This is a genomic window from Nesterenkonia halophila (assembly GCF_009467795.1).
Classification (GTDB): Bacteria; Actinomycetota; Actinomycetes; order Actinomycetales; family Micrococcaceae; genus Nesterenkonia; species Nesterenkonia halobia.
The window spans coordinates 17,976-36,492 of sequence record NZ_WIAX01000017.1 but is presented as its reverse complement, the minus strand read 5'-3'; the positions used below and the strand labels follow the sequence as shown (position 1 = coordinate 36,492).

General features: G+C 72.8%; 17 protein-coding genes. 8 read left to right on the top strand and 9 right to left on the bottom strand.

Features of this window, described 5'->3' with window-relative positions; all coding sequences use genetic code 11:
* Window positions 1–71 precede the first annotated feature (71 nt).
* Together GCL72_RS08655 and GCL72_RS08650 are read right to left on the bottom strand one after the other, a co-directional pair.
* On the bottom strand, window positions 72–1,121 hold the full coding sequence (locus GCL72_RS08655; protein ID WP_170289603.1) for a CPBP family intramembrane glutamic endopeptidase: 1,050 nt from the start codon (window positions 1,119–1,121) through the stop codon (window positions 72–74).
* Window positions 1,122–1,281: 160 nt separating this feature from the next.
* On the bottom strand, window positions 1,282–2,067 hold the full coding sequence (locus GCL72_RS08650; protein ID WP_153144315.1) for a methyltransferase domain-containing protein: 786 nt from the start codon (window positions 2,065–2,067) through the stop codon (window positions 1,282–1,284).
* A gap of 137 nt (window positions 2,068–2,204) precedes the next feature.
* Here GCL72_RS08650 and GCL72_RS08645 point away from each other — a divergent pair, with 137 nt between their 5' ends.
* Window positions 2,205–3,614 (top strand): hypothetical protein, encoded by a 1,410-nt coding sequence (locus GCL72_RS08645; protein ID WP_211365011.1) that lies wholly within the window; start codon window positions 2,205–2,207, stop codon window positions 3,612–3,614.
* Between the two features lie 169 nt (window positions 3,615–3,783).
* Here the strand turns inward: GCL72_RS08645 and GCL72_RS08640 are convergent, their stop codons facing one another.
* A complete protein-coding gene (locus GCL72_RS08640) occupies window positions 3,784–4,746 on the bottom strand; it encodes a DMT family transporter (protein ID WP_153144314.1) in 963 nt (320 codons plus the stop codon).
* A 123-nt stretch (window positions 4,747–4,869) separates the two neighbouring features.
* Window positions 4,870–5,256: a metal-sensitive transcriptional regulator gene (locus tag GCL72_RS08635; RefSeq protein ID WP_153144313.1), complete on the bottom strand. Its 387-nt coding sequence runs from the start codon at window positions 5,254–5,256 to the stop codon at window positions 4,870–4,872.
* A gap of 146 nt (window positions 5,257–5,402) precedes the next feature.
* Between GCL72_RS08635 and GCL72_RS08630 the strand changes: the two genes are divergently transcribed.
* The 6 genes from GCL72_RS08630 to GCL72_RS08605 all read left to right on the top strand — a co-directional run bounded on the left by GCL72_RS08630 (window position 5,403) and on the right by GCL72_RS08605 (window position 13,404).
* A complete protein-coding gene (locus GCL72_RS08630) occupies window positions 5,403–5,624 on the top strand; it encodes a heavy-metal-associated domain-containing protein (protein WP_153144312.1) in 222 nt (73 codons plus the stop codon).
* Window positions 5,621–7,942, top strand: coding sequence for a heavy metal translocating P-type ATPase (locus GCL72_RS08625; RefSeq protein ID WP_281347428.1), 2,322 nt, complete (start codon window positions 5,621–5,623; stop codon window positions 7,940–7,942). The genes GCL72_RS08630 and GCL72_RS08625 overlap by 4 nt, the downstream gene beginning before the upstream one ends.
* A gap of 209 nt (window positions 7,943–8,151) precedes the next feature.
* Window positions 8,152–9,225: a siderophore-interacting protein gene (locus tag GCL72_RS08620; RefSeq protein ID WP_153144311.1), complete on the top strand. Its 1,074-nt coding sequence runs from the start codon at window positions 8,152–8,154 to the stop codon at window positions 9,223–9,225.
* A gap of 71 nt (window positions 9,226–9,296) precedes the next feature.
* On the top strand, window positions 9,297–10,664 hold the full coding sequence (rlmN, locus tag GCL72_RS08615) for a 23S rRNA (adenine(2503)-C(2))-methyltransferase RlmN (RefSeq protein ID WP_153144310.1): 1,368 nt from the start codon (window positions 9,297–9,299) through the stop codon (window positions 10,662–10,664).
* A gap of 51 nt (window positions 10,665–10,715) precedes the next feature.
* Window positions 10,716–12,173: a benzaldehyde dehydrogenase gene (locus GCL72_RS08610; RefSeq protein WP_153144309.1), complete on the top strand. Its 1,458-nt coding sequence runs from the start codon at window positions 10,716–10,718 to the stop codon at window positions 12,171–12,173.
* Between the two features lie 61 nt (window positions 12,174–12,234).
* On the top strand, window positions 12,235–13,404 hold the full coding sequence (locus tag GCL72_RS08605) for a pyridoxal phosphate-dependent aminotransferase (RefSeq protein ID WP_153144308.1): 1,170 nt from the start codon (window positions 12,235–12,237) through the stop codon (window positions 13,402–13,404).
* 126 nt (window positions 13,405–13,530) lie between these two features.
* Here GCL72_RS08605 and erm read toward each other — a convergent pair whose 3' ends face one another.
* A complete protein-coding gene (gene erm / locus GCL72_RS08600) occupies window positions 13,531–14,295 on the bottom strand; it encodes a 23S ribosomal RNA methyltransferase Erm (RefSeq protein WP_153144307.1) in 765 nt (254 codons plus the stop codon).
* 341 nt (window positions 14,296–14,636) lie between these two features.
* On the opposite strand from erm, the gene GCL72_RS08595 reads away from it, so the two are divergent.
* Entirely contained in the window at window positions 14,637–15,434 is a 798-nt protein-coding gene (locus GCL72_RS08595; RefSeq protein WP_153144306.1) for a Pr6Pr family membrane protein, read from the top strand.
* On the opposite strand, the gene GCL72_RS08590 is transcribed toward GCL72_RS08595, so the two are convergent.
* The 4 genes from GCL72_RS08590 to GCL72_RS08575 form a co-directional block, all read right to left on the bottom strand.
* Window positions 15,412–15,837: a VOC family protein gene (locus tag GCL72_RS08590; RefSeq protein ID WP_153144305.1), complete on the bottom strand. Its 426-nt coding sequence runs from the start codon at window positions 15,835–15,837 to the stop codon at window positions 15,412–15,414. The two genes, GCL72_RS08595 and GCL72_RS08590, sit on opposite strands and share 23 nt — an antisense overlap.
* 125 nt (window positions 15,838–15,962) lie before the next feature.
* Window positions 15,963–16,424, bottom strand: coding sequence for an SRPBCC domain-containing protein (locus GCL72_RS08585; protein ID WP_153144304.1), 462 nt, complete (start codon window positions 16,422–16,424; stop codon window positions 15,963–15,965).
* A gap of 132 nt (window positions 16,425–16,556) precedes the next feature.
* Window positions 16,557–18,008 carry an adenylosuccinate lyase gene (gene purB, locus GCL72_RS08580; RefSeq protein ID WP_153144303.1) on the bottom strand — a complete coding sequence of 484 codons (1,452 nt, stop codon included), beginning with the start codon at window positions 18,006–18,008 and terminating at the stop codon, window positions 16,557–16,559.
* A 97-nt stretch (window positions 18,009–18,105) separates the two neighbouring features.
* A complete protein-coding gene (locus tag GCL72_RS08575) occupies window positions 18,106–18,507 on the bottom strand; it encodes a phage holin family protein (protein WP_153144302.1) in 402 nt (133 codons plus the stop codon).
* Window positions 18,508–18,517 lie beyond the last annotated feature (10 nt).

Here is an 18,517-nt window from a genome sequence, read left to right as displayed (position 1 = left end):
CGGCGAGGCGGCCCGGCGCGCGGGCATGATCGCCCTCCGGCCCCTCCAGCGGGCGGTGCGGGGCCGGCGGCTCAGCCGGTCGGGGCGAAGGCCCGACGCCGGGCCAGCAGCAGGACGCCCAGCAGCACCCCGGGGATGATCCAGCCGGACCAGCCCTGCAGCGTCGCCGCCCGGTAGTCGAACTGCGGGTCGGCGCCGGCGAACCAGAAGTGCAGGATCGTCGCGGCGGTGATCATCGACTGGGCGAATGCCGCCGGCCAGATCGAGCCCGAGCGCATCCGCATCCAGGCCAGCAGGCCGCCGATCACCACGCAGTAGCCGCACATCAGCAGCACTGCCAGTGGAAGCGGGGTGGCCGTGTAGTGGAAGCCGACGGCGAGCAGCGGCGTGTGCCAGACTCCGGTGAGCACGCCGGTGGCCAGCACCGCCGCCGTCGGGCCCATGCGGCGCTGCAACCGCGGGAAGAACCAGCCGCGCCAGCCCATCTCGGCCGTGGCATGCAGCGGCATCGTCGCGATCGCCGAGACGACGATGACGCCGATTTCGACCAGCAGGCCGCTGGCCAGGAACTGGCCGCCGTCCTGCTCGCCCAGCCTGCGGGCCAGGTCCTGGGTGAACAGCGGCATCGAGAGGTCCAGCGGGTAGACGCCGAACAGCGCGCCGACGCCGAGCGCGGCCAGCGTCAGGGCGAGGAAGAGCAGCAGCGCCAGCACGCACCAGCTGATCAGCCGTGAGACCGGGCGCAGCGGAGTCAGGCCCAGCGCATCGGCCAGGTGCTGGCGGCGCAGCGGGGAGGTGACGCCGTTCTGCGAGATCTCCTCGCCGGCGGCATCCGCGGCATCAGCGTCGCTCGCCTCGCTCGCGCCGCGGGATCCCGCCGTCACGCCGTGGAGCACGGCCAGGGGCTGGCGGCGCTCGACGAACCAGGCGACGATCGCGCCGACCAGCGGGCTCAGCAGGAAGAGGTTCTGGTGCAGCTCCAGCGGAGCATCGGCGCGCTCGGCCGGGGACTGCACCACCAGCGGCAGGGTGACTGCCCAGGCCAGGACCAGCGTCACCAGCACATAGGTGCTCATCACGATCCACGGAGTGCGCGGCGTCGGGGCGGGGTGGAGCGGCATGGGACCTCGCTGATCGGGACGTGCGGGGCGTGCCGGGCCGGGCGGGCCGGCCCGGAGGGGTCGGCCCGGCGCAGGCGTCCGGGCGCCGTCGATCATACGCGTCCGACCTCGACGCCGCCGTCGGCCGCGTCGGGCCGGCTGGGCGCCGGGCCCGCCCGGGTCACTCCTGCGGGCGGCGGGCGATGAGGAACAGCCGGCGGAACGGCAGGATCGTGCCCAGCGCCGTCCTCGGGTAGGCCTCGCGCAGCGCGGCCTTGTACTCGGCGACGAACGCGGAGAGCTCCGGCTCCGGCAGCGCCTGCAGCACCGGCCGCGCCGCGGCCGAGGAGATCCACTCGAAGACCGGGTCCTCGCCGGTCAGCACGTGGTGGTACCGGGTCTCCCAGCCCTCGATCTGCCAGCCGGGCCGGGCGACGTCGAGCATGTAGTCGGCCACCTCTGCAGTCGGCTGCAGCAGCGATCCGGCGTCGACGTGGGCCGCGTAGGGCTCGCGCCCGGCGAGCTCGGCGAGCAGCCGGTGGCTGGGGGCGCCGAAGTTGCCCGGCACCTGCACTGCGAGCGTGCCGCCGGGGGCGACGAGGTCCATCAGGCGCGGCAGCAGGTCGCGATGGTCGGGCAGCCACTGCAGGGCGGCATTGGAGACCACGAGGTCGGCCGGCTCGTCGAGGGTGACCTCGCGGATGTCGGAGCGCCGGTAGCTGATCCGGGCGTCGTCGGTGGCCTCGCGGGCGCGGTCGAGCATCTCGGCGCTGGAGTCGACGCCGGTGATCCGCGCATGCGGCCACATGCCGCGCAGCACCGGCATCCCGTTGCCGGGGCCGCATCCGAGGTCGAGGATCGAGGTCGCCTGCGGCGCGCGCACGCGCTGCAGCAGATCGATGAACGGCTGGGTCCGCTCCGAGGCGTAGGTCAGATAGGCCCCGGGGTTCCACTGGGTGCTGGGCATGTCCGCCAGTCTATGGAGCCGCCAGGGCTCAGCGGCGGCCCGCGGACACAAAGCGACACCTGGGCGGCCCAGCTCTCCGGCGAAGGGAGAATGAGAATGATTTGCAACACGTCCCCGGATTGGTGAGAATGGTTCGCATGAAACGACATCACTCCGCCTCCCTGTCCCTGCTGCTCGTCTCCGCCGTCGCCCTGGCCGGCTGTGCTGACGGGGCCGCGGGTGCGTCCGACGACGAGCCGGAGGGCTCGTCCTCCGCCTCCGAGTCCGTCGACCCCGCCGAGCGCGAGGCGCAGGAGGCCGCCGGCCCGACGACGCGCCTGGCGGTGACCCACGACGGCGGCGTCGCCGTGCTCGACGGCGCCACGCTGGAGACGCTCGGCGACTTCGACGCCGAGGGCTTCCTGCGGGTGAATCCGGCCGGCGACGGACGCCATGTCTTCCTCAGCGAGGGCGGCGGCTTCCGTCTGCTGGACGTCGGCACCTGGGGCGAGCCGCATGGCGCGCACAATCACTACTACACGACCGACCCGGTGCTCACCGATGTCACCGTCGACGGGGACCACCCCGGCCACGTGGTGCCCCATCACGGCACCGGCGCGCTCTTCTTCGACGGCACCGGGGAGATCCGCACCCACGACCTCGCCGACCTGTCGACGCTGGCCGAGGAGGGCTACGCCGAGGAGCTGCCCACTGAGGCCGCCGAGACCGCCGAGGCCCACCACGGCGTCGCCGTCGTGCTCGAGGACGGCTCGCGGCTGGAGACTCTCGGCGACGAGGAGCAGCGCAGCGGCGCCCACGTCGTCGACGCCGACGGCGAAGAGATCGCCCGCAGCGAGGACTGTCCGGAGGTGCACGGCGAGGCCGCGCTCTCCGACGGCACCATCGCACTGGGCTGCGAGGACGGCGCCCTGCTCTACGACGGCGAGAGCTTCACCAAGATCGACGCCGAGCCGGACTACGCGCGCAGCGGCAACCTCTTCCCGGCCGAGGGCTCGCCGGTGCTGCTGGGCGACTACAACACCGACGAGGACGCCGAGGAGCCGATGACCGAGATCGCGCTGATCGACTCCGAGTCCGAGGAGATCACCCGCGCCGACGTCGGGGCCGCCTACAACTTCCGGTCGCTGGCGCGCGGTCCCGAGGGGGAGGCGCTGGTGCTCGCCGAGGACGGGGTGCTGCACACCTTCGACGAGGAGACCGGCGAGGAGCTCGAGACGCTGGAGATTATGGATTCCTGGACCGAGCCGGAGGAGTGGCAGGAGCCGCGGCCGGCGATCCGCGTCGTCGACGACATCGCCTACATCACCGAGCCCGACGCCGAGCAGATCCACATGGTCGACCTGGCCGCCGGCGAGGTCCTCAACACTGTCGACGTCGGCTTCACCCCGAACGAGATCACCGCCGCCGACGGCGAGGTGGTCGAGGGTGTCTCCGCGGGGAGCGACGCCGAGCACGGCGAGGGCGGCGACGAGGGCGGCGAGGAGAAGGGTGCCGAGCACGGCGAGGAGAGCGGTGCCGAGGAGGGCGGCGACTCCCACGATCACTGAGCCGACGGCTCAGCACTGGCCCGGGCGGTCCTGGCCGGCCGGGCCGCGGTGCTCGCCGCGAGTCCGCGGGGAATCAGGCGGGGTGCGACAGGTGTGACACGGCGGCGGTCCGGGTCCGGGGCGAGACCTCGGGGCCGGGCCGCCGTCGTGTCACGTCCTCACCGGGATGTCACGTCTCTGTTCGGGCGTGACGACCGGGTGCGGACGTGGCATCAGGATCGGCGCCGGCCGCTCGGCGGCGGGCGTGCCGGTGCGAGGCCTGGGCGGCCCACCAGGCCCCGCCGATGATCGCCGCGCAGCCGAGCAGCTGGGCCGGCGTCGGCGTCTCCCGCAGCAGCACGGCGCTGAGCGCCAGCGCGAAGACGCCGGGCAGGAGCAGCAGCGTGCTCGTCGTCGTCTCCGAGACCCCGGTCATGCCGACGTTGAGGCACCAGAAGACCACCACCTGGCCGAGGAGCGCGAGGGCGAGCAGCTGCCCCCAGGCCAGCGGCTCGGCGGGGATCTCGAAGCCGCCGGTGACCAGGCTCGCCATCGCCGCCGCCAGCCCGGCGGCCAGGCAGACCAGCCCCAGCACGGTGAACGAGGCCGGTCGCGTCGTCGCCGGGGCGGTGCGGCGGATCACGGCCAGATAGATCGCATAGGCGGTGCCGGCTGCCAGCCCGGCGAGCACTCCGCCGAGGCGCAGCTGCGCGAGGTCGACGTCGAGCACGCCGGCGGTCAGCGCGACGCCGACCAGCATCAGCGGGATGATCAGCGCCAGCTGGCGCATCGGCCGGGTGCCCTCGGAGAGCCAGGCGATCAGCGGCAGCATCACCAGCTGGATGTTCAGCAGCACAGTGGCGATGCCCGGGCCGACGGCGCCGATCGAGGTGTTCCAGAAGCTGTAGTCCACCCCCAGCGCCAGCCCGGCCAGCAGCGCGCCGAGGACGGTGCGGCGAGGCAGCGAGGCGCGTCGGTCGACGCGGCGCAGCTCCCAGAGGATCATCGGCAGCAGCATCGGCACCGCCAGCAGGCAGCGCAGGGCGGCGATCACGATCGGGTCGGCGGCGATCGAGGAGATCAGCAGCGAGGTGCCTCCGAGGGCGGCGGTGCCGCCGACGAGCAGCAGCGTGCCGCGCAGGGGTGTGACCATGGCGCCAGTCTAGGAGCTGCCAGACCCGTCGCAGGGGCGGGAGGGTGTCGACGTCGGCCGCGCGCCCGGCAGGCCGGATCCCGCGGCCCGTCTCAGAACTCCATGGGGGCGGGGCTTCGCGCGTCAGGACTTCACGAGTCGGCGGATCGCGGCCTGGGCCTCCTGCAGCTTCTCCTCGGCCTCGTCGCCGCCGTTCTGCACGGCATGGGCCACGCAGTGCTTCAGGTGGTCGTCCAGCAGCGCGAGCCCCACGTTCTCCAGTGCGGAGGTCATCGCGCTGATCTGGGTGAGGATGTCGATGCAGTAGGTGTCGTCCTCGATCATCCGGTGGATGCCGCGCGCCTGACCCTCGATGCGGCGCACGCGCGAGAGGTACTTCTCCTTCTCGGACATGTATCCGTGCCCGGCGGGCTTCTCGGGGGAGTGCTCGTCGTGCGGCAGGCCAGGGTGCTCGGCCTGGGCGATGACCTGGTCTGCAGAGTGCACCAGGTCGGTCTCCGGGGTCGTCATGGGGTCTCCTCGTCTCGGATCGACTATGCTCCACGATACCCGACAGGGGTATACATGTGTACCCCTCAGGGGTATATTGGTGGCGAGACGAGGCGGCGGTCCGGTGAACCCGGCCGCCGCCGACGCCCCGAGTCCAGGAGGTTCCCATGCCCGCCGTCCAGAATTACACCGTCACCGGCATGTCCTGCGGTCACTGCGAGTCCGCGGTGCGCGAGGAGGTCGGCGCGCTCGAGGGCGTGACCGTCGAATCGGTCAGCGCCTCCGAGGGTGCGCTGCGGATCAGCGTCGACGACGGCGCCGCAGTCTCCGAGGAGGCCGTCGTCGCCGCCGTGGACGAGGCCGGCTACCAGGCGGCCCGCGCGGCATGACGACGCATCCGGAGCAGACCCGGTCCGCGGAGCGCGACCCCGCCGATCCCGCCGCGCTCGAGTCCGTCGAGCTCAAGATCGGCGGGATGACCTGCGCCTCCTGCGCGAGCCGGATCGAGAAGAAGCTCAATCGCCTCGACGGCGTCACCGCCTGGGTCAACTATGCCACCGAGAAGGCCCGCGTCGAGGCGGCGTCCCCGGGCGACCGGGAGGCGCTCGTCGAGCGCCTCGTCGACACGGTGGAGAAGACCGGCTACCAGGCCGAGCCGTCGGCCCCGCCGGCGCAGGCCGAGGCCGGCGACGGCGCCGAGGCCCGCACCGACCGCGAGCTGCGCGGGCTGCGTCGCCGGCTCGTCGTCGCGGCCGTGCTCACCGTGCCGATCGTCGCCTGGGCCATGGTGCCGGCGCTGCAGTTCGACCACTGGGGCTGGGCCTCGCTGGTGCTCAGCCTGCCCGTGGTCGGCTGGGCCGGCTGGCCGTTCCACCGTGCGGCGGCGGTCAACGCCCGGCACGGCGCGGCCACGATGGACACGCTCATCTCGCTGGGCACGCTGGCGGCCTTCGGCTGGTCGCTCTACGCGCTGGTCCTCGGCTCCGCCGGCGAGGCCTCCATGCGGCACGCCTTCACCTTCTTCCCCGCCGAGTCGGAGGCCACCTCGGCGGTCTACTTCGAGGTCGCCTCCGCGGTGACCACCTTCCTGCTGCTCGGACGCTGGTTCGAGAAGCGCTCCAAGCGTCGCGCGGGTTCGGCGCTGCGCGACCTGCTGCAGATGGGGGCGAAGGACGTCGCCGTGCTGCGCGGCGACGAGGAGGTTCGTCTCACCGTCGAGCAGCTGGCCGTCGGCGACCGCTTCGTCGTCCGCCCGGGGGAGAAGATCGCCGTCGACGGCGTCGTCGTCGCCGGAGTCTCCGGAGTGGACATGTCCATGCTCACCGGCGAATCGCTGCCGGTGGACGTCGCGCCCGGCAGCCTGGTCTCCGGAGCGACGGTCAACACCTCCGGACGGCTGGTCGTCCGGGCCACGCGCGTCGGCGCCGACACGCAGCTGGCGCAGATGGCCCGGCTCGTCGAGCAGGCCCAGTCCGGCAAAGCCGAGGTGCAGCGGCTCGCCGACCGCATCGCCGGAGTCTTCGTGCCGGTGGTGCTGGCCGTCGCCGTGCTGACCCTGGGCGCCTGGCTGCTCATCGGCGCGGCGCCGGAGGAGGCCTTCACCGCCGCGGTGGCGGTGCTGATCATCGCCTGCCCCTGCGCGCTGGGTCTGGCCACTCCCACTGCGCTGCTGGTGGGCACCGGTCGCGGCGCCCAGCTGGGCATCCTCATCCGCGGGCCCGAGGTGCTCGAGGCCTCCCGCGGCATCGATGCCGTCGTGCTGGACAAGACCGGCACCGTCACCGCCGGCACTATGGGCCTGACCGCGGTCCACTCCGCCCATGACGAGCTCGGCGAGCGGGAGCTGCTGCGGCTGGCCGGCGCCTTGGAGTCCGGCTCCGAGCACCCCATCGCCCGGGCGGTGACCTCGGCCGCGGCCGACGCGCTCGGCACTCGTATCGGCGCGCTGCCGGCGGTCGAGGACTTCGCCAACCACGAAGGCCGCGGCGTGACCGGCGTCGTGGAGTCCCGGGAGGTCGCCGTCGGACGCCGGGCCTTCCTGACCGACCGGCAGGTCGGGGTCCCGGAGGACGTCGAAGCGATGCTGACCGACGTCGAGTCCCGCGGCCGGACGGCGGTGCTGGTCGCCGTCGACGGCGCCTTCGCCGGGGTGCTGATCCTGGCCGATGCGGTGAAGGACAGCTCGGCGGCCGCCGTCGCCGAGCTGCGCGCGCTCGGGCTCGCCCCGACGCTGCTCACCGGCGACAATGCCGGCACCGCCCGGCGGGTCGCGGCGGAGATCGGCGTCGACGACGTCGTCGCCGAGGCGCTGCCCGAGGACAAGGTGGCCGCCGTGGCCGAGCTGCAGCGGCAGGGTCGGACGGTGGCGATGGTCGGCGATGGGGTCAACGACGCCGCCGCCCTGGCCCAGGCCGATCTGGGTCTGGCGATGGGCACCGGCACCGACGTCGCCATCGACGCCGCCGACATCACCCTGATGCGTGGGGACCTGCGCAGCGTCGGCGATGCGGTGCGGCTGTCGCGGCGGACGCTGAGCACCATCCGGTCCAACCTCTTCTGGGCCTTCCTCTACAACACGGTCGCGATCCCGCTGGCCGCCCTCGGGCTGCTCAACCCGATGCTCGCCGGGGCGGCGATGGTGCTCTCCTCGCTCTCGGTGGTGGCCAACAGTCTGCGGCTGCGTCGCTTCCGGGCCCGCTCGGAGTGATCCGGCCCGGGGAGGCGAGGTCATCGCTCAGATTTAGATGATTGCGCCATGCCCTAAATGGAGCTAGTTTGGTGAGGCGTCCCTGACCCGACCGGGTGAGACCGGTGTTGCGGTTCGGGGCGCCTCGCCGCGGCGGATCCGCCGTCGCGGCCTCCGGCGAGCACGCCGCACAGATCGGATCGGCCGCACTGTGCGGGGGAAGGGGCCCGATGAGCGCACAGCCTGTCGAGGAGACGACCCGCGAGGAGTCCGCACGGCCCGACGCCGAGCGGCGGCTGCAGGCGGTGCCCGAGGCCCGCACCGGCCGTCGCACCCGCGCCGACGCCGCCCGCCCCGCCGCGCGTCCGGCCTGCACCGCCTTCGACACCACGGTCTCGGCAGTGCAGGTGCTCAGCCCGCACTTCGTGCGCGTCACGCTGGCCGACGAGTCGCTGGTGCACTTCGGCACCGGCGGGCTCGATCAGCGCATCAAGCTCTTCCTGCCGCGGGCCGACGGCAGCTTCCCCGACGTCGGGCTCTTCGCCGAGCCGGCGCCGTCGATGATGGAGTGGTACACCCGCTGGCGCGAGCTCGACGAGGACGAGCGCAATCCCATCCGCACCTACACCGTCCGCGCGATCCGCCCCGAGGCCCGCGAGATCGACGTGGACTTCGTCTGCCACGGCACCGAAGGGCCGGCCTCGGCCTGGGCGAGCGGGGTCGCGGTCGGCGACCGGCTGATCGTCATCGGCCCCGACGGCCGCTCCGAGGAGCCCGGCGGCGGCATCGAGTGGAACCCCGGCACCGCGCAGGACGTGCTGCTCGCCGGCGACGAGACGGCAGTGCCGGCGATCTGCGCGATCCTCGAACAGCTGCCCGCCGGCATCCACGGCGAGGCCCACCTGGAGGTGCCCAGCAGCGACGACGCGCTGGAGGTCGCCGCCCGCTGCGGCGTGCAGGTGCACTGGCACGGCCGCGACGGCGCCGAGCCCGGCGAGCTGCTCGCCGCCGCCGTGCAGGACTGGGGCCGCCGCCGGACCGAGATCTTCGCCGAGCGCGCCGCGGCCTGCCGCCCGGCCCGCGACGCTGTCGGCGCGCCGGAGACCGGCGAGCTGCCGACCGTCGACGACGACGCGGTGCTCTGGGAGGTCGCCGAGCCGGAGGGCTTCCGCGAGTACGCCTGGCTGGCCGGCGAAGCCGGGACCATCACCGCGATGCGGCGTCATCTGGTCAAGGACATCGGGATGAGCCGCAAGCAGGTCTCCTTCATGGGCTACTGGAAGCGCGGCCGCGCCAGCGCCTGAGTCGACGTCCGCGCCGGTGCCCGGTTCCGCGGCGGATGCCCGATCCGCGGGGACATGGGAGACTGGTGGCGATGTCTGCACCGAAGAACCCCCGCCAGAGCACCGACGCGTCGCGTCCCCAGGTCCGCCCGAAGGCGGAGGGCTGGGAGCAGCCCGTCGACGCCGAGGGGCGGCCGAAGCTGCAGTTCGCCCAGTCCAAGCAGGCCAAGCAGCCGCCGCAGCACCTGGCCGACCTCACCATGGAGGAGCGGGTGGCCAAGGCCCAGGAGATGGGCCTGCCGGGCTTCCGCGCCAAGCAGCTCTCGGTGCACTACTTCCGGCACTACACCGCCGACCCGGAGCAGATGACCGATCTGCCCGCCGAGACCCGCGAGCAGCTGGTGAGCGAGTTCCTGCCGCCGCTGCTCACCGAGGTCCGCCGGCTGACCACCGACGACGGCGCGACGATCAAGTTCCTCTGGCGGCTCTTCGACGGCGCGATGGTCGAGTCGGTGCTGATGCGCTATAAGAACCGCATCACGCTGTGCGTCTCCTCGCAGTGCGGCTGCGGGATGAACTGCCCCTTCTGCGCCACCGGGCAGAACGGGCTGACGCGCAACATGTCCGCCGCCGAGATCGTCGATCAGATCGTGCAGGCGAACCGGGCGATCGCCGCCGGCGAGCTGGACGCGCCGACGGCGGCCGAGGTCGCCGAGGAAGCCGACCACGCCGGGCTCGGCGAGGAGACCGCCTTCGCCGACGAGACGGCGTCCGAGGCCGACGGCTACTCCGAGATCAGCGCCGTCAAGCAGGGTCAGGCGGGCGCATCCTCCGACGGGTCGACGTCGGCGACCGGCCCGCAGCGGGTCTCGAACATCGTCTTCATGGGCATGGGCGAGCCGCTGGCCAACTACAAGCGCGTGATGAACGCCGTGCACCGCATGGTCGGCCCGGCGCCCGAGGGGCTGGGGATGAGCGCCCGGGGCATCACGATCTCCACCGTCGGGCTGGTCCCGGCGATCCGCAAGCTCGCCGACGAGAACCTGCCGATCACCTTCGCGCTGAGTCTGCACGCCCCCGACGACGAGCTGCGCGACGACATGATCCCGGTGAACTCGCGGTGGAAGGCCGACGAGGCCATCGACGCCGCCCGCTACTACTACGAGACCACCGGTCGCCGGGTGTCCATCGAGTACGCGCTCATCAAGGACATGAACGACCACCTCTGGCGCGCCGAGCTGCTGGCCGAGAAGCTCAACGCCCGCGGCCGCGGCTGGGTCCACGTGAACCCGATCCCGCTGAACCCCACTCCGGGATCCATCTGGACGTCGTCGGAGCCGGAGGTCATGCAGGCGTTCGTGAACCGGCTCGAGGAGCTGGGCGTGCCCACCACGCTGCGCGACACCCGCGGCAAGGAGATCGACGGCGCCTGCGGACAGCTGGCCGCCGCCGAGGACTGAGGTTCGGGTTCCCCGCGGCGCCTGCGGCCGAGCTCGACGGAGGAGGAGACTATGGGACTGCTGGACACCGCCGCCTGGTCATCGTCGATCCACCGCGGGAGCTGGACGCCCGGCGGCGGAGGTACGCATGACGTCGTCGCCCCCGCCGGCGGCGAGCAGCTGGGCACTGTGGGGATGGCCTCCGCCGAGGACGCGGCCGCCGCAGCCGCCGACGCCCGCGCCGCACAGGGCGAGTGGGCCGCTCGGACCCCGGGGGAGCGGGCCGCCGTGCTGCGCACCGCAGGGCTGCTCCTCGAGGAGCACGCCGCCGAGATCCAGGACTGGATCATCCGGGAGAGCGGTGCGATCCGTCCGAAGGCCGAGCTGGAGACCCGGGTGGGCGCCGACGAATGCTTCGACGCCGCGGCCCTGCCGCATCTGCCGCAGGGGGAGGTGCTGGCCACCGAGGATCAGCGCTGGTCCTTCGCCCGACGCCGCCCCGCCGGAGTGGTCTCCGTGATCGCCCCGTTCAACTTCCCACTGATCCTCTCGATCCGTGCGGTCGCCCCCGCACTGGCCCTGGGCAACACTGTGCTGCTCAAGCCGGATCCGCGGACTGCGGTCAGCGGCGGCGTGGTGCTCATGCGGCTCTTCGAGGAGGCCGGGGTCCCGCCGGGAGTGCTGCAGCTGCTGCCCGGCGGCGCCGACGTCGGGGCCGCCGTCGTCGAGGCTCCGGAGGTCGACGTCGTCGCCTTCACCGGCTCCACCGCCGCCGGCCGTCGCATCGGCGAGACGTGCGGACGGCTGCTCAAGCGCGCCCACCTGGAGCTCGGCGGCAACAACGCGATGATCGTGCTGCCCGGCGCCGATGTGCAGGCGGCGGCCTCTGCCGCGGCCTTCGGCTCCTACCTGCATCAGGGGCAGATCTGCATGACCACCGGCCGGCACCTGGTCCATGAGTCGCTGCACGACGAGTATGTCGCCGCGCTGGCCGAGCGGGCGCGGAACCTGCCCGTCGGCGACCCGGCCACCCAGGACGTCGCGCTCGGGCCGATCATCGACGCCGGCCAGCGCGAGCACGTCGTCTCCGTGATCGACGACGCCGTGGCCGGCGGCGCCGAGCTCGTGGCCGGCGGCGACGTCGAAGGTCCCTGCATCCGACCGGCCGTGCTCACCGGGGTCGGCCGGGAGAACCGCGCCTGGCGCGAGGAGATCTTCGGACCGGTCGCTCCGGTGGCGAGCTTCTCCACGATCGACGAGGCCGTCGAGCTCGCCGCCGACACCGAGTACGGGCTCTCGCTGAGCGTGCTCGGCGACGTCGGCGCCGCGATGCAGATCGCCGACCGCGTGCCCTCAGGGAAGGTCCACATCAACGAGCAGACCGTCGTCGACGAGTCCAACGCACCCTTCGGCGGCGTGGGAGATTCCGGCAACGGCTCGCGGATCGGCGGAGCCACGGCGAACCTCGAGGCCTTCACCGAGGTGCAGTGGCTGACGATGCGCTCGGAGATCGCGCCCTACCCGTTCTGAGGGCAGCTCTGAGGGCGCTCTCCCGAGGCGGCGCGACCGGGCGGCCGATAGGCTGGCGGGCATGGAACCCTCCCAGCGTTCGCAGGTGCCCGGCTTCGAAGTGATGTCCGTGCTGGCGCGCATCGACGCGATGCGCGCCGCCGGCCGCGACGTCGTCTCGCTGACCGCCGGCGAGCCCGGATCCGGCGCCCCGCCGGCCGTCCACCGCGCCGCCGAGACCGTCCACGCCGAGCAGACGGTGCTGAACTACTCCGCCGCGCTGGGCGTGCGGCCGCTGCGCGAGGCGATCGCCGCCCACTGCGCCGACTGGTACGGCGCCGCCGTCGATCCCGGACGCGTCGCGGTGACCACCGGCTCCTCGGGCGCCTTCCTGCTGAGCTTCCTGGCCGCCTTCGACGTCGGCGACCGCGTCGCGCTGGCCCGTCCGGGCTATCCGGCCTACCGCAACATCCTCACCAGCCTCGGCGTCGAGGTCGTGGACCTGGACTGCGGGCCGGCGGAACGTTTCCAGCCGACGGTCGCCCAGCTCGAGGCCGCCCATGCCGAGGCGCCGCTGGCCGGGCTGATCCTCGCCTCGCCGGCGAACCCCACGGGCACGATGATCCCGCGCGAGGAGCTCGCCGCCCTCGCGGGATGGTGCCGGGAGCATGCAGTGCAGCTGGTCAGCGACGAGATCTACCACGGCATCAGCTTCGGCGAGCAGGCGGTCAGCGCGCTGGAGGTCACCGACGAGGCCGTCGTGGTCTCCTCGTTCTCCAAGTACTGGGGCATGCCCGGCTGGCGGCTGGGCTGGTCGGTGCTGCCCGAGCATCTGGTCGATCCCGTCTCGCGGCTGGCCGGCAATGTCACGCTGTGCCCGCCGCACGGCTCGCAGCTGGCCGCCGTCGAAGCCTTCGGCGCGGAGTCGATGGCCTTCGCCGCCGCCCAGGTCGACCACTACGCCGCCGCCCGGCAGCAGGTCCTCGACCGGCTGGACGAGATGGGATGGAGCGAGGTCGCCCCGGCGGACGGCGCCTTCTACGTCTACGCGCATCTCGGCGAGCAGCTCGAGGTCTTCGGCGACTCGCCCACGTACTGCCGGGAGCTGCTGGAGCAGGCCGGCGTCGCCGTCGTGCCCGGCACCGACTTCGACCCGGTCGACGGCCACGAATGGGTGCGGCTCTCGCTGGCGCCGGGTCCCCAGACGGTGGCGCAGGGTCTGGACCGCATCGCCGCCTTCGGGCAGGGCTGAGCCGCCGGCGAGGGCCCCGACCAGCACACCGATCGGGGGATTCCTCGGGGTGTGCGGCGGGATGTCGGCGCAGCACCCCGAGGAATCCCCCGATCGACGGGTGATGGCGCGTTCGGCGCGCGATTCTCAGCGCATCGCGCGCCACAGCCCGGCCCACTGCTGCGGCGTCAGGCGCGTCGGCAGCGCGTCCCGCCGCACGCCGGCTGCTCCCAGCAGCGGGCCGACGGCATGCCGTGACTGCCCCAGCCGACGCTGCAGGATCTGGCCGAGGCCGCGGCCGGACCCGGTGAACACCGCATGTGCGAAGGACTGGTAGGGCTTCCGCTCATGCCAGTCCACCAGCGGCGTGCTGCGCCGCCGGACGGTGAGGATCCCGCCGTCGACGCTCGGCCGGGGACGATACGCCGCGGCGGGGACGCGCCCGGCGAGGTCGAAGGCGTAGAACGGGGCCCACTGGGCGGTCATCAGCGAGGACCCGCCGACGCCGGCGCGACGGCGCGCGACCTCCCACTGGGTGATCAGCACCGCCTCGCTCCAGACGGCATCGTGGAGCAGACGACGCAGGATCGCCGTGGTCAGGTGGAAGGGGAGATTGCCGACGACGACGTGCGGGTCGGCCGGCAGGGGCCGGCGCAGCGCATCGTCCTCGACCACCCGGGTCCCGCGCCCCGCCCGGGCGCGGAGCCTGCGGGCGGTCGGTGCGTGGATCTCGACGGCGGTCAGCGGGCGGCCGAGTCGCTGCATCGGCAGAGTCAGCGCGCCGTCGCCGGCGCCGATCTCCAGGATCGGACCCTGAGTGCGGGCGACCAGGTCGACCACTGAACGGATCGTCCGCGGGTCGGTGAGGAAGTTCTGGCCGTGCTCGTGCCGGCCATGGGCATAGGTGTGCAAGGGAAGACCTCCGGGAGGATGGAACCACCCGGGCAGCACGAAGTGCCGCCCAGCTCGACAGTCAGCTGGATGCGGCGGGGGCAGCAGGCGCGACGCGACGCGGAGCGGTCACGTCGGCAGACCGGAGGCGGTCAGCTGCGCATCGCCGCACGGCCCGTGCGGGGACGGGCCACGGCGATGGTCTGGATGGCGTGCTGGATACCCATGGCGTCGAGTCTACGGCAGTCGCTCGTGGGTGCGCACGGCACCGAGCGGGGGATCCACTACCGCTGACGCGCCGCACCAGCCGAACAGCGGTAGTGGATCCCCCGATCGATGCGTCGATGCGCGAGACTCGGAGCATGGAGCAGCGACAGAAGCCACCCCGGCACGGTCACGGCGGAGCAGGCACCCGCACCGGCACCAGCCCTCGCACCGGCGACGTCGACGACGTCGGCTGGCAGCACAGCCGGCCCGCGCGGGCGGCGCATGTCGCGATCGCGCTGCTGGCCGCCGTCGGGCTGGCGACCTCGATCCAGCTGGGCTGGACCACAGACAGCACCCTGCCTCCGGACGTGGGCTTCGCCGGGGGATTCGACGCCGGCGTCGAGCACACGCTGAACCAGCCGGCGTACTTCACCGTGCTCTCCGGGTTCCTGGTGTGCCTGACCTCGGGGCTGCTGGCCGCGCGCCCGCATCGGACCGGCGTCGTCTTCCACGCGCTGCGGCTGGGCGGGGTGGTCTGCATGGTGATCACCGGGGCGGTGTTCAACCTGCTGCTGCGCTCCGACGACCCGCTCGTCGGCGTGCGGCTGGTCAACGACACCGTCCTGCACGTCATCCTGCCGATCGCCGCGCCGCTGGTGTGGCTCGTGGTCGGCCCGCACGGGCTACTGAGCCTGCGGGCGGTGCTGGCGTCGATGGTCGTGCCGCTGAGCTGGCTGGCCGTGACACTGGTCCGCGGGCCGCTGCTGGACTGGTACCCCTACGAGATCCTCGACGTGCCGGGCATGGGCTATGCGGGCGTCGGAGTCTACGCGGGGTCCATCCTGGCCGCGTATCTGGCGCTGGCGCTGCTGCTCACCGGCCTCGACCGGCTGCTGGCGACGACGGCGCGGCGGGTCGTCGCGCGGCGGCTCAGTCCTCGCTCGCCGCGCTGATGTTCACCATCCAGGTCACCCCGAACCGGTCGGTGAGCATCCCGAACCGGTCGCCCCACGGTGCGGTCGCCAGCGGCTCGCGGATCTCCGCGCCCTCGGTCAGCGCGTCCCAGCACCGCTCCAGCCGCGCGTCCTCCTCGGGGTCGCCGTCGCTGGAGCTCAGCGCCAGCGTGGGACTGCCGCCGGACTGCTGTCCCGGGGCGTGGTCGGAGGCCATGAGATGCAGCCCGCGGTCGACGTAGAGCGAGCTGTGCATGATCAGATCCTGCGTCTCGTCCTCGGCGCCCATGCCCTCGGCGAAGGTCATCGTCGACAGCTCGCCGCCGAGGACGGCGTGGTAGAACTCCAGCGCTTCGCGGGCGGTGCCGGGGAACTGCAGGTACGGGGTGAGGCCGATGGCCATGGAGGTGCCTTCCGCAGACGGGGCGTATCCGCCGCGTCGCAGGACGCCGACGGCGACGACGGCGATTGCGTCGTCCGGGTCCCATCGTTCTGCCGGCCGGGCGGAGGGGCAAGATCTGCCGGCCGTCAGCGGCGACCGACCACCGTCGCCAGCTGCGCCAACGAGGAGCGCAGTCCCTCGGCGTGGGCCTCCGGGGAGATCGCCGCGGGGACGTCGACGGCGGCCACGCTCACCAGGGTGCCGACGTCGGCGGGGCTGAGCGTCCAGGTCATCGTCATCAGGCCGGCGGCCGCCGGATCCTCGGAGGGGAACTCCACCTCCCAGACGATGCGTCCGGCCGGGTCCAGTTCGGCGATATGCGCCTCGGCGACGTCGGAGGAGGCATCGGCCTTGCCGCCGCCCGGCGGGGGCTCGTCATAGCTGAGCACCATGCGATAGCTGCCGCCGACCTGCGGCTCGAAGCGTTCCAGCCGTCCCGACATCCCCTCCGGGGGAAGCCACGCGAGGAAGAGCTCGGCGTCGGTGAAGGCCGCGAACACCACCGGCAGGTCGGCGTCGACGCGGCGGGCGGCACGATCGACTCGCATGCGGGCAGGATAGCCCGGTCCCCTCGCCGGCGGGACCGTCGCCGGCCCGTCGAACGGGGGATTCCTCGGGGCGTGCGGGCGCCGCAGCGCCCAGCACCCCGAGGCCCCCCGTTCGACGGAGGACCGCGGAGCTCAGCGCCCGGAGAACTCCCGGGCCAGCTCGGCGGCCAGGCCGGTGTAGTCGGCCGGGGTGAGGTTCTTCAGCCGCTCGGCGGCCTCGGCGGAGAGCCCCAGCGAGGCGACGAACTCCTGCAGCTTCTCCGCGTCCACCCGCCGGCCGCGGGTGAGCTCCTTGAGCTGCTCGTAGGGGTTGTCCAGGCCCTCGGTGCCGGCGATCGCTTCGGCGCGCATCACCGTCTGGATCGCTTCGCCCAGGACTTCCCAGTTCGCGTCGAGGTCGGCGGCGATGGACTCCTCGGCGACGTCGAGCTGCTTCAGCCCTTTGGTGACGTTGGTCAGCGCCAGCACCGAGTGGCCGAGTCCGGTGCCGATGTTGCGCTGGCCCGAGGAGTCGGTCAGGTCGCGCTGCCACCGGGACTCGACCAGCGTCGAGCCCAGTGCGTCGAGCAGCGCGTTCGAGACCTCCAGATTGGCCTCGGCGTTCTCGAAGCGGATCGGATTGACCTTATGCGGCATCGTCGACGAGCCCGTCGCCCCGGCCACCGGGATCTGCCGGAAGAAGCCGATGGAGATGTAGCTCCAGATGTCCACGCAGAGGCCGTGCAGGATCCGGTTGAACCGCGCGACGTCGGCGTAGAGCTCGGCCTGGAAGTCGTGCGACTCGATCTGGGTGGTCAGCGGGTTGAAGGTCAGCCCGAGCGTCTCGACGAAGCGCCGCGAGACCTCCGGCCAGTCGACCCCCGGCGCGGCGGTGCGGTGCGCGGCGTAGGTGCCGGTGGCGCCGTTGATCTTGCCCAGGTACTCCTGCGCCTCGATGCGCCGGATCTGCCGGGACAGACGGTGGACGAAGACCGCGATCTCCTTGCCCAGCGTCGTCGGTGTCGCCGGCTGGCCGTGGGTGCGCGAGAGCATCGGCACCTCGGCGGCGCGCTCGGCCAGCGCCGCGAGCTGCTCGAGCGTGGTGCGCGCGGCGGGCAGCCAGACCTGTTCGACGGCGTCGCGGATGCCGACGGCGTAGCTGAGGTTGTTGATGTCCTCGCTGGTGCAGGCGAAGTGCACCAGCGGGGTCAGCTCGCCCAGGCCCAGCGGCTCCAGCCGGCGGGCGATGAAGTACTCCACAGCCTTCACATCATGCACGGTCTCGGCCTCGATGGTGCCCAGCTCGGCGACCTCCTCGGCGCCGAAACCGGTGACGATCGCGCGCAGCCCGGCGATCTGCTCGTCGGTCAGCTCCGGCAGCCCCTCCAGCGCGCGCTCGCGGCAGAGATGGATGAACCATTCGACCTCGACGTGGACGCGGTTGCGGTTCAGCGCGGCCTCGGAGAGGTGGTCGATCAGCGGCGCGACGGCGGAGCGGTACCGGCCGTCCAGCGGGCCCAGGGCGATCGCCGGCTCGGCCTCGGCGAGGTGCACCCGGGGCTGGTCGGAGGACAGGGGAGTGGACGCGGAGGAGGAGTCGGTCATGGTGTCATTCTGCCACGGGGTCCGACGGCGGGCGGGCCCGTCCCGGGCCCCGGCGCCCGTCCCGGCGCTCCTCCGAGCGCCCGTTCCGGCGCTCGCCTCAGCGCTCGCGCCCGGCGGTGGCCGGGGAGACGACGAACCAGTTCAGCACCGCCGAGACCACCGAGACGATGATCGCGCCGAGCACCGCGTCCCAGAAGAAGCTGTCGACGACGAAGTGCACCGGGGTGAAGGAGGTCAGCCAGCCGGTGACCAGCAGCATCGCGGCGTTGATGACCACGGTGAACAGCCCCAGCGTCAGGCAGGTGATCGGCAGCGCGAGCAGCGAGAGCACCGGTTTGATGATCGCGTTGACGACGCCGAAGACCGCGCCGACGAAGAGATAGGCCAGCAGCAGCTCGCCGGCGCCCCGGCCGGCGCCGTCGACGCCGATCCCCGGGAGCAGGAAGGCCGCCGCGCCCAGGGCGCAGGCATTGAGCAGGATCGCCAGTAGGATTCTCACGAGACCATCG